At 70.3% G+C, this 10,840-nt stretch carries 8 protein-coding genes; 2 read left to right on the forward strand and 6 right to left on the reverse strand.

Features of this window, described 5'->3' with window-relative positions:
* Nucleotides 1-133: 133 nt before the first annotated feature.
* The 6 genes from IFT79_RS13840 to IFT79_RS13865 form a co-directional block, all read right to left on the reverse strand.
* Nucleotides 134-1,354, reverse strand: a complete 1,221-nt coding sequence (locus tag IFT79_RS13840; RefSeq protein WP_056049594.1) for an ROK family transcriptional regulator — start codon at nt 1,352-1,354, stop codon at nt 134-136.
* 112 nt (nt 1,355-1,466) lie between these two features.
* Complete coding sequence (gene yicI, locus IFT79_RS13845) at nt 1,467-3,749, reverse strand: alpha-xylosidase (protein WP_192124851.1); 2,283 nt, start codon at nt 3,747-3,749, stop codon at nt 1,467-1,469.
* Between the two features lie 25 nt (nt 3,750-3,774).
* Nucleotides 3,775-4,689 carry a carbohydrate ABC transporter permease gene (locus IFT79_RS13850; protein WP_056049601.1) on the reverse strand — a complete coding sequence of 305 codons (915 nt, stop codon included), beginning with the start codon at nt 4,687-4,689 and terminating at the stop codon, nt 3,775-3,777.
* On the reverse strand, nt 4,689-5,687 hold the full coding sequence (locus IFT79_RS13855; RefSeq protein WP_082454854.1) for a carbohydrate ABC transporter permease: 999 nt from the start codon (nt 5,685-5,687) through the stop codon (nt 4,689-4,691). Before IFT79_RS13855 ends, IFT79_RS13850 begins: the two co-directional genes overlap by 1 nt.
* Before the next feature lie 2 nt (nt 5,688-5,689).
* The gene (locus IFT79_RS13860) at nt 5,690-6,985 is read right to left on the reverse strand and encodes an ABC transporter substrate-binding protein (protein WP_192124853.1); all 1,296 of its coding nucleotides are present in this window, start codon (nt 6,983-6,985) and stop codon (nt 5,690-5,692) included.
* A 125-nt stretch (nt 6,986-7,110) separates the two neighbouring features.
* On the reverse strand, nt 7,111-8,127 hold the full coding sequence (locus IFT79_RS13865) for a LacI family DNA-binding transcriptional regulator (protein ID WP_192124855.1): 1,017 nt from the start codon (nt 8,125-8,127) through the stop codon (nt 7,111-7,113).
* Nucleotides 8,128-8,356: 229 nt separating this feature from the next.
* Between IFT79_RS13865 and xylA the strand changes: the two genes are divergently transcribed.
* Together xylA and IFT79_RS13875 are read left to right on the forward strand one after the other, a co-directional pair.
* Nucleotides 8,357-9,550: a xylose isomerase gene (gene xylA, locus IFT79_RS13870; RefSeq protein ID WP_055978258.1), complete on the forward strand. Its 1,194-nt coding sequence runs from the start codon at nt 8,357-8,359 to the stop codon at nt 9,548-9,550.
* 141 nt (nt 9,551-9,691) lie between these two features.
* Nucleotides 9,692-10,837 (forward strand): glycosyltransferase, encoded by a 1,146-nt coding sequence (locus IFT79_RS13875; RefSeq protein WP_055978255.1) that lies wholly within the window; start codon nt 9,692-9,694, stop codon nt 10,835-10,837.
* Nucleotides 10,838-10,840: the final 3 nt, after the last annotated feature.

Below are 10,840 nucleotides of genomic sequence, written 5' to 3' on the forward strand. Positions count from 1 at the left end.
CGGGGGCGGGCAGCGCCGCGTGCCCGCCTGCCCGCCCGCTTGCCCGCTTGCCCGCCACGAGGTAAGCAACCCGCCACCCGATTGCGTGGCGGGTTGTTCACTTCGTGGCGGGTCGAACGCCACGAGGACGACGTCAGGAGGCGCGGGTCACGGACGCAGGGTCGGCCAAGACGGCGGCGAAGGCCAGTTCGGCCGCTCCGATCGTCAGCCGGTCCACGCCGAGCGCGGCTCGGGTGATCCGCACGTCGTCGCGGGCGCCGGGCAGGGACTGACCGCGGACCCGCTCGGCCAGGCGGCCGGGGTCGGCCGCGTGCAGCGATCCGAGGAAGCCGCCGAGCACGATCAGCTCGGGGTTGAACGAGTTCACGACGCCTCGCAGGGCCACGGCCAGGAAGTCGATCTGACGCCGCACCTCGACGGCCACGGGCGACCCGGGCTCGGCGCCGGCGAGCGCCGCGTCCAGCTGGTCGGCCTGACCACGGTCGAGTCCGGTGACGGTGAGCAACCGGGCCTGACCGACCTCGGTCTCGAGGCACCCCACGGCGCCGCAGTGGCAGAGCTCGCCGACGGAGTTGACGAGGGTGTGCCCGATCTCGCCGGCAAAACCCCCCACGCCGGTCACCGGACCGCCACCGATGAGGACTCCCCCGCCGACACCACTCGCACCGCCGTTCAGGAACACGAGGTCGTCGACGCCCCGCCCGGCCCCGAAGCGGCCCTCGGCGATCGCACCGAGCGACGCGTCGTTGGCCGCGCGGGTCGGCAGGCCGGTCGCGGACGCCACGACGGCCGCGAACGGCTCGTCGATCCACCCGAGGTGCGGGGCGAGCCGCACGACTCCCCCGTCGGACCCGACCAGCCCGGGGACCGCGAGACCCACCCCGAGCACCCGCACGTCGGGAGACAGCGCGCCGGAGCGCAGCCCGGCGATCACCTCAGCGGCGAGCGCCGCGGCCCGGGGCGCGCTGGGCACCCCGTCGGTCTCGCGACGGACTCGATGCTGCACGACGCCGTCGAGCCCGACCACGCCGACCGTGACGGCGTCGATCTCGGGGTTGACCGCGATCGCGACGACACGGGGGTCCGGCGCCACGACCGGGCTGGGCCGCCCGACCCGGTTGGTGCCGACCGGGTCGGTCTCGACGACGAGTCCCCGGTCGACGAGTTCACCCACGAGCGCCGCGATCGTCGACCGGTTGAGCCCGGTCGCCTGGGTGAGGGCCGACCGCGACGCGGCCCCGTCGGTGTGGACGATGCCGAGCACCGTCGCGAGGTTGTCCCGCCGGACCCGGTCGAACCGCGCACCGAGGTCGGGAGCCGCTGCGCCCTCACCGTCGCCCTGCTGAGTCGTCACGCCCGCGCCCCTTCGTCGGTCGAGGCTACCTCGACCTCGCCGGGCGGCGCGTCGAGGACGCCACGCCGCCCGGTGCCTGAGTCGCCCGCCGGCCCCGGCCCCGGCCCCGGCGTCAGACCTCGTCGACCCGCCAGCCGGTGGCGGCGGTGTCGACCGACACCGCGCCTCCTGACCGCGTGACGACGAAGTCGGCGGACTCGCCGGTGGGCGTGGTCACCGTGATCGAGCGGGCGCCGTCACCCCCGGGGAACACCTTCAACACGAGACCGTCGAGGTAGTCGTGGTCGGGCCGGTCGTCCCGCGCTCCGATCGGGATCACCGCCCCCTCGCGCACGTAGAGCGGCAGGCTCATGACGTCGTGTCGCTCGGTGCGCCACGTCCCGGACCCCGCGTCGACGACCTCGCCGGTGAACCAGTTCGTCCAGCGCCCCGCCGGCAGGTAGACCTCGACGGTGCCGTCGGCCGAGAAGACCGGTGCGACCAGCAGGTCGTCTCCGAGCAGGTACTGCGTGTCGACGTGGGCGGCGCCGCGGTCGCCGGGGAAGGCCAGGGCCATCGGACGCATGACCGGCAGTCCCGAGCGCGACGACGCGAGCCCGGCGGCGTAGAGGTAGGGCATGAGGGACAGCTTCAGCTTCGTGAAGCGGCGGGTGACCTCGACGGCCTCGTCGTCGAAGGCCCACGGCACCCGGTACGACGAGCTGCCGTGGAACCGGCTGTGGCTCGACAGCAGGCCGAAGACCGTCCACCGCTTGTAGACCTCGGCGTCGGGAGTCCCCTCGAAGCCGCCGATGTCGTGGCTCCAGAACGAGAAGCCGCTCATGGCCAGGGACAGTCCGCCGCGGAGGGTCTCGGCCATCGACTCGAAGGTGGACGTCGAGTCGCCACCCCAGTGCACGGGAAGCGCCTGACCGCCCGTCGTCGCCGAGCGGGCGAAGACGACGGCGTCGCCCTCGCCGCGCACCTCCTCGAGCACCTCGAAGACCGCCTGGTTGTAGAGCTGCGTGTACCAGTTGTGCATGCGCTCGGGGTCGGAGCCGTCGTGCCAGACGACGTCGGTGGGGATGCGCTCGCCGAAGTCGGTCTTGAACGCGTCGACCCCCTGGGCCTGCAGCCGACGCAGGTGCCCCTGGAACCAGGCCGTCGCCTCGGGGTTCGTGAAGTCGACCAGGCCCATGCCGGCCTGCCAGAGGTCCCACTGCCAGACGCTGCCGTCGGGGTTCCGCACGAGGTAACCGGCCTCGGCCGCCTCGCGGAACAGTGCCGAGCGCTGACCGATGTACGGGTTGATCCAGACGCAGACGCGCAGGTCGCGCTCGTGCAGCCGGGCGAGCATGCCCTCGGGGTCGGGGAACACGCGGGGGTCCCACTCGAAGTCGCACCACTGGAACTCGCGCATCCAGAAGCAGTCGAAGTGGAACACGCTGATCGGCATGTCGCGGCGGGCCATCTCGTCGACGAAGCCCGTGACCGTCGCCTCGTCGTAGTCGGTCGTGAACGACGTCGACAACCAGAGACCGTACGACCAGGCCGGCACGTGGGCCGGCCGACCGGTCAGGCGCGTGTACCGGTCGAGCACGTCGGCGGGCGTCGGGCCGGCGATCACCAGGTAGCGCAGGGTCTCGCCCGCCACCGAGAACTGCACCCGCTCGACCGACTCGGAGCCGATCTCGTACGAGACGTGACCCGGGTGGTCGACCAGGACGCCGTACCCGCGGTTCGTGACGTAGAACGGGACGTTCTTGTAGGCCTGCTCGCTCGACGTGCCCCCGTCGGCGTTCCACACGTCGACCGTCTGGCCGTTCTTGACCAGCGGGCCGAACCGCTCGCCGAGGCCGTAGACGAGCTCGCCGACGCCCAGCGAGAGTTGCTGCGAGACGTAGCTCGGCGCGAGGACGCGTCCGGTGCCGGCCCGGGCGTTGCCGAGCATCGCCCCGTCGACCTGGGCGTCCGCGGCGACCCGGTGGTAGCCGACCGACTTGTGGCCCGACCGGGTGAGCACGGTGTCGCCGTCGCGGAACGTCAGCTCGAACGGCGCTCCGCGACCGACCGTGGCCGTGAGGCTTCCCGAGGTCAGGGTCGCGCCTCCTTCGCTCGTCTCGACGACCCCGACCCCGGCGGGGCCGCCCTCGGAGCCCACCAGGTCGAACCCGATCTCGTCACGACCACCGGCGAAGTGCGTGACGTCGACGGCGATCACGCCCTCCATCGGCGAACTCAGCGCGATCGTCAGCGTCGGGCGGTTGAGGGTGTCGCCCCGCGAGCCGATCACCTTGGTGGGTGCGGTGACCTCGATCGAGCGTCCGTCCGCCCGGGGCTCGACGTCGTGGGCCTCCTGGGCGAAGAGGGACTCGACCCCCGGGCGGACCTGCCAGAAACCGTCGGTGAACTTCATGTGGAGCCTTTCGGGGTGGAACGCGTCACTTGACCGCGCCGGCCGTGATGCCGCGGGTCAGGGTGCGCTGGAAGATCAGGAAGAAGACGAGCGTGGGGATCAACCCGAGCAGGGCCGACGCGCTCGTCGTGGTGACGTCCATCAGCCGGTCGCCCTGCAGGGCGGTGATGGCGACGGGGACCGTCTGGTTGCCGTTGGACACCAGGAAGGTGAGCGGGATGAGGAACTCGTTCCACGTCCAGATGAAGAAGAAGATCGCGAGCACCGACAGGGTCGGCCGACTGATCGGCACGATGACCCGCCAGAGGATCTGCCACCGACTCGCCCCGTCGAGCGACGCCGCCTCGAGGACCTCTTTCGGGAACGTGCCGTACACGCTCGAGAGCAGGTAGGTGCCGAAGGCGCTCTGGATCACCGTGAAGATGATGATGACCGCCCAGATGTTGTCGTAGAGGCCCACCTGCTTGAACATGAAGTACAGCGGGTAGAGCAGGGCCTCCTGGGGCAGCATGTTCGCGAGCAGGAACAGCACGATGATCCAGGTGCGACCGCGCACCCGGCCGATGCCGAGCGCGTAGGCGTTGAACACCGAGATGACCACGGCGAACAGGGCCACCAACCCGGCGATCACGAAGCTGTTCCAGAGCTTCGCCGGGAACTCGACGCGGTTCCAGAAGTCGACGAGGCCGTCGAAGTACAGCGACGTCGGCAGGCTGAGCGGCCCTCCGGTCGTGTAGTCGGCGGGCGACTTGAACGAGTTGACCAGGATCAACAGGAAGGGCAGGGCGATCAGCACGCCGAAGGCGATCGCCGCGGCGAGGATCAGCCAGTCGGTGGCCGTCTTCTTGCGCCCCCGTTGCCTGGCCTTCGGGAGGCGCGGGCTGGGCACCGCGGGACGGATGCGGTCGTCTTTCACCGGCGGCACGACGGTCGTGGCCATCAGCGTTCCCTCTCTGCTCGTTCGACCCGGTTCTGTGCCCGGATGAAGAAGATGGTGATGACGACGATGACGAGCGTCAGCGCCGTCGCGATGGTCGCGCCGTAGCCGACCTGCTGGCTCTGGAAGAACTCGCTGTACGCGTAGTAGCTCGGCACGATCGTCGAGTCGCCGGGGCCGCCGCGGGTCAGGGCGTAGATCGGTCCGAACACCTTCAACGCGGCGATCGTGCAGGTCAGCACGACGACGAAGATCTCGGGGCGGATGATGCTCACCGTGATCGCCCGGAACCGCTGGAACCAGCCGGCGCCGTCGAGTTCGGCGGCCTCGTACAGCTCGGGGTCGACCCGTTGCAGTGCGGCCATGAAGATGACGACGGGATAGCCGAGCTGCACCCAGACCATCACCACCATGATGCTGAGCAGCGCGGTGTCGGGGCTGCCGAGCCAGTTGTGCTGCAGGGCGCCCAGCCCCACCGCGTCGAGGACGGTGTTGAGCGCACCGTTCTCGGGTCGGAGTATCCAACCGATGACGATCGCGGCGATCGCCACGGGCAGGATCTGCGGCAGGTAGTAGGTCGCCCGCAGGAACGACGCCAGACGGCCGCCGAACTTCCGGCCGATCAGGTCGAACAGCATCGCGGCGAGCAGGAGGCCCAGCACGGTGGGGACCACCACCATGGCGATGATGAGGAAGACGCTGTTGAGGAAGGACGTCCAGAAGCGGTCGTCGCTCATCAGCTCGCGCCAGTTGTCGAGCCCTGCCCAGGTCGGCGGGCGGATGCCCCGGTAGTCGGTGAAGCTGAGGTAGACGTTCCAGATCAGCGGGACCAGGATCACGACCGCGAACAGCACGAAGCCGGGGATCAGGTACAGCCAGAAGCCCGCACGGCGGGCTCCGGGCAGGAGGCTCTCCTCCGGCGGGAGGGCCGACGACGTGCGTCGGCCCTCGCGACGGGGGCGCGCCTCCCTGGCACCGGGGCGGGTGTCGAGGGAGGTCACGGCTACTTCCCGGTGATGTCGTCGACGCCGCTCTGGTACTGGTCGCCCAGGGTGGTGAGCATCTCGTCCGGCGTGGTGGTGCCGTTGACGAGCTCCTGGGTGCCGGCGACCAGCTGGTCGTAGAAGGTCGGCGTGGGCCAGTCCGGGTAGAACGCCAGGCCGTCGCGGTCGAGCAGGGTGTTGAAGTTCGCGATCAGCTCCTGGCTCTTCGGGTCGGTGATGTCGGCCGGGTCGGCCTTGACCGGTACGCCGCCGTTGTTGCCGATGAGGTTCTGGATCTCGGGGCGCATCGTGATGTCGATGAACTCGTACGCGAGGTCCTTGTTGGCCGCGTTCTCGGGGACGACCCAGAGGTTGCCGCCCGACCCGGGTGCCATGTCGCTTCCGGGGAACAGGAACGTGCCCCAGTCGAAGGTCGCCTCGTCGGCGACCCGCCCGGCCCACCAGCTGCCGGAGACCATGATCGGCGCCCCGCCGCTCATGAAGGTCGTGCCCATGTCCTCGGCCTTGATGCCGGTGACGTCCTTCGAGATCCAGCCGTTGTCGACGTACTCCTTCAGCTTGTCGGCGGCGTAGGTCAGCTCGGGGCCCTGCCAGTCGACGTCGCCCTCGTAGAGCTGGTAGTCGTCGACGAACGAACGGTCGGCCTTCGAGAGGGCCAGCTGGTAGAACAACTGCCCGAGCGGGTACTCGCCACCGGCCTCGGCGAGCGGCGTGATGCCGGCGTCGGCGAAGGTCTGCAGGGCCGCCTCGAACTCGTCGTACGTCGTGGGCACCGCGATGCCCTGCTCGGCGAAGGCGTCCTTGTTGTAGAACACCTCGACGTACTCGCCGTAGTTCGGGATGCCGTACCAGCTGCCCGAGCCCATGACGCCCTGCTCGTCGTACTTCGAGGTCGTCGCGATCGACGGGGCGAGGTCGTCGTCCCAGCCGTACTCGTCGACGGCGTCGTCGAGGTTCGCGAGCAGCCCCTGGCTCGCGAGCAGGCCCGCCGTGGCGTTGCCCTTGTTGTACTCGAGGATGTCGGGCGCCTCGTTCGAGTTGAGCACCTGGCTCGCGGTCGAGCGGATCTGCTCGAAGCTCTTCTCCTCGAACTCGACCTTCGCACCCGTCTCTTCCTCGAAGGTGGCGATCGCCTGGTCCCAGGCGATGCCCATGGCGCTGGTCTCGCTCTCGAAGTGCCAGAGCTTCAGCACGTCGGGGTCGGACGACCCCGAGCTGCCTGCCGAGCATCCGGTCAGCAGCGCCGCGGTGGCCGCGAGGGCCGTCCCGACGGCGACGATGCGTCGTTTCTTCATGTGTCTACCTCCTCGTAGAGGCCCCATGCCGATCGTCGAAGCGTTTCGACGATCAGCGTGGAGCGATGTGATCTGGCCGTCGGATGACGGTGGTGCGATGGTGCGGTGGTGCGGTCGGTGGGGGTTCAGGAGGCGCGGGCCGGCCCGGAGACCGAGCCCTTCGCCAGGTAGGTGGGCGCGATCAACTCGACGCCCGTGTCGAGACGACCGTCGATCCGCTCGAAGGCGGCCCCGACCGCCCGCGAGCACATCTCGTCGATCGGCAGCGGGATGGTGTCGAGGGCCGGCTCGAACTCGTCGGCGGGGTAGCTGGCACAGGCCGCCAGCACCGAGAGGTCGCGGGGGATCTCGAGCCCGAGGCGGCGGACGCGCTGGAGGACGGCCTCGGCGGTGGGCTCGCTGCAGTGCAGCACGAGCGCGGTCATGCCGGGCAGCCTCTCGCGGAGGTCGTCGAACGCCCTGACGGCCGACGCCCGCCCGAGGTCCGCCGCCACGGTCAGCGTCTCGACGCCGCGGCTGTCGGCCCGGCCCGCGAAGGCGTCGTCGAAACGTCGGATGAAGCCGGTGTCGCGCTCGCCGTACGAGGCCGGGTGACCGATGACGCCGATGGTCCGGTGCCCGGCGTCGGCCAGACGGTCGACGCTCTCGGCGGATGCGGCCGCGAAGTCGAGGTCGATGCAGGCGAGGTCGTCGACGCCCTGCGGGATGCCGATGAACCCGGCCGGCAGGTCGAGTTCGCGCACGAGGTCGACGCGCTCGTCGACGGTCGCGACGCCGATCGCGACGACGCCGTCGACGAGCGAGCTCGAGGCCACGCGCCGGATGCCGGACACCTCGTCGTCGGTGGCGAGGAGCAACACGTCGTAGTCCCGACGACGGGCCGCCTCGACGACGGCGGTGACGAACCGCATCTGGGTGGGCTGGTGGTTGTCGGGCCGGATCGGCGCGCTGAGCGCCAGGATGTTGGTCCGGGCACCGGCGAGCATGCGGGCTCCGGCATGCGGCCGGTAGCCGAGCCGCTCGACGGCGTCGGTGACCCGCTGCCGGGTCGACGCCGCGATCGACCGCTTGCCGGACAGGGCGTACGAGACCGTCGAGATCGACACACCGGCGGCCTGGGCCACGTCGTGGATCGTCGTCATGATGACCTCGCTGTCGGTTGCCGAACGGGTGCGGAAGCGCTTCGACTGCCGCGGGTCGAGACACTACGTCAGCCGCGACGGGGCGCGCAAGTCTTTTGTGGGAGCCCGCGACAAATGGCCCAGACCTCTTCCGAATCGACGAAGGACGGGATATGTTGAGGCTCACAACATTCGCGTCGGGGCGGGATCGCCCCACGCGACCGACCGCTCGACCCTGGAAGGGACACCGATGTCCACCACCCCCACCCGCGAAGACAAGTTCTCGTTCGGCCTCTGGACGATCGGCTACAACGGCTCGGACCCCTTCGGCGGCCCGACCCGCCCGCAGCTCGACGTCGTCGAGGCCGTCGAGAACCTCGACCGCCTCGGCGCGTACGGCCTGACCTTCCACGACGACGACCTGTTCGCCTTCGGCTCGACCGACGCCGAGCGCCAGAAGCAGATCGACCGCCTGAAGGGCGCCCTCGACGCGACCGGGATCGTCGTGCCGATGGTCACCACGAACCTCTTCAGCGCACCCGTCTTCAAGGACGGCGGCTTCACCTCGAACGACCGTGGCGTGCGACGCTTCGCCCTGCGCAAGGTGCTCCGCAACATCGACCTCGCCGCCGAGCTCGGCGCGAAGACCTTCGTCATGTGGGGTGGCCGCGAGGGCGCCGAGTACGACAGCGCGAAGGACGTGCAAGCCGCCCTCTCGCGCTACAAGGAGGGCGTCGACATGCTCTCGCAGTACGTGCTCGACAAGGGCTACGACCTGCGCTTCGCGATCGAGCCCAAGCCCAACGAGCCCCGCGGCGACATCCTGCTGCCGACCCTCGGTCACGCCATCGCGTTCATCGAGACGCTCGAGCACCCCGAGATGGCCGGCGTGAACCCCGAGGTCGGTCACGAGCAGATGGCCGGACTGAACTTCACGGCCGGCATCGCCCAGGCGCTCTACCAGGGCAAGCTCTTCCACATCGACCTCAACGGCCAGCGCGGCATCAAGTACGACCAGGACCTCGTGTTCGGCCACGGCGACCTCCAGAACGCCTTCTCGCTCGTCGACCTGCTCGAGCACGGCTCGCCCCAGGGCGGACCGACCTACGACGGCCCGCGTCACTTCGACTACAAGCCCTCGCGCACCGAGACGATCGACGGCGTGTGGGAGTCCGCGGCCGCCAACATGCGGATGTACCTGCTCCTCAAGGAGCGCGCGCAGGCCTTCCGCGCCGACCCCGAGGTGCAGGAGGCCCTGGCCGCCAGCCAGGTCGCCGAGCTCTCGGTGAACACCCTCGCCGACGGTGAAGGCTACGAGCAGTTGCTCGCCGACCGCGCCTCCTACGAGGACTTCGACGCCGACGCCCACTTCGGTGGACACGGGTACGGCTTCGTGCGGTTGCAGCAGCTCGCCCTCGAGCACCTGATGGGCGCTCGGGGCTAGAGCCCGGCGCGTCGGCGTTCGCATCGCGAGCACCGACGCGCCCCGTCCCGTCGGGCGGCCGACCCGGCGGCACCAGCAGAGGGCAGGAATCCGGTATATTACGAGCATTGCTCTGAAGACCGGCCGAACGGATCGACCTCGATGACTGCCCGCCCCTTGCGCCCCCGCCGCTCGGCGACCGATCGACCGTCGGTCGCCGTCATCGGCACCCGCGGCTACCCCAGCTACTACGGCGGGTTCGAGACCGCGGTGCGCCGGATCGCCCCCGCCCTGGTCGACGCCGGCTGGGACGTCACGGTCTACGGTCGCGACGGGTCGACCCGCGACGACGACCCCGCCCGCGACCGTCGGGTCACCTCCCGCCTGACGAAGGGCGTCGAGAGCAAATCGCTCAGCACCCTGAGCTACGGCCTCACCGCCGTGCTGGACGCCCTCGTGCGCCGGCCCGACGCGGCCCTCGTCATGAACGTGGCCAACGGCTTCTGGCTGCCCTTGCTCAGGCTGCGCGGCATCCCCGTCCTGGTCAACGTCGACGGCATCGAGTGGGAGCGTGCCAAGTGGGGACGCGCGGCCAAGACGGTGTTCCGTCTCGGAGCCAAGGCCAGCGCGCGCTTCGCGAACGGGCTGATCTGCGACGCCCGCGAGATCGTCCGGCGCTGGCAGGCCGACTTCGGCGTGGACGGCCTTTTCATCCCCTACGGCGGCGACCCGGTCCGCGACCTGCCGGTCGAGCCGGGCCAGCGACACCGCGGGTACGCCCTGGTCGTCGCGCGCTTCGTCCCCGAGAACACCGTCGTCGAGTTCGTCGAGGCGGCCCGCTCGATCGCCGAGCGGCACGACGTGGTCATCGTCGGCTCGACCGGCTACGGCGGCGAACTCGACGAGCTCGTGCGCGGACTGGCCGAGGCGAACGACCGCGTGACCTGGCTCGGCCACGTCAGCGACGACGATCGTCTGCACGCCCTCTGGCAGCACGCCGGGGCCTACTTCCACGGCCACAGCGTCGGCGGCACGAACCCGGCGCTGGTGCAGGCCATGTTCGCGGGGGCGCCCGTCGTCGCGCGCGACACCGTCTACAACCGCGAGGTGCTCGACGGAGCCGGCACCCTCGTGGCGCCCGAGCCCGCCGCCATCGCCGCCGCCGTCACCGCGCTGCTCGACGATCCGGCCGAGCAGGAAAGCCTCAGCGCGGCGGCCCTTTCTCGTGCCGCGGACGCCTACACCTGGCAGTCCGTCTGCGACGCCTACGAGGAGGCGCTGCGAGCGACCCTGCCCCGCTCGCGCTGACCG

This window comes from Frigoribacterium sp. CFBP 8759, assembly GCF_014841655.1.
Classification (GTDB): domain Bacteria; phylum Actinomycetota; class Actinomycetes; order Actinomycetales; family Microbacteriaceae; genus Frigoribacterium.

Bases quoted from the DNA above. Each gene is read 5' to 3' on its own strand.
- IFT79_RS13865 (WP_192124855.1), bottom strand. From the start codon at position 8,127: ATGACGACGATCCACGACGTGGCCCAGGCCGCCGGTGTGTCGATCTCG.
- xylA (WP_055978258.1), top strand. From the start codon at position 8,357: ATGTCCACCACCCCCACCCGCGAAGACAAGTTCTCGTTCGGCCTCTGG.
- IFT79_RS13850 (WP_056049601.1), bottom strand. From the start codon at position 4,689: ATGGCCACGACCGTCGTGCCGCCGGTGAAAGACGACCGCATCCGTCCC.
- IFT79_RS13875 (WP_055978255.1), top strand. From the start codon at position 9,692: ATGACTGCCCGCCCCTTGCGCCCCCGCCGCTCGGCGACCGATCGACCG.
- IFT79_RS13860 (WP_192124853.1), bottom strand. From the start codon at position 6,985: ATGAAGAAACGACGCATCGTCGCCGTCGGGACGGCCCTCGCGGCCACC.
- yicI (WP_192124851.1), bottom strand. From the start codon at position 3,749: ATGAAGTTCACCGACGGTTTCTGGCAGGTCCGCCCGGGGGTCGAGTCC.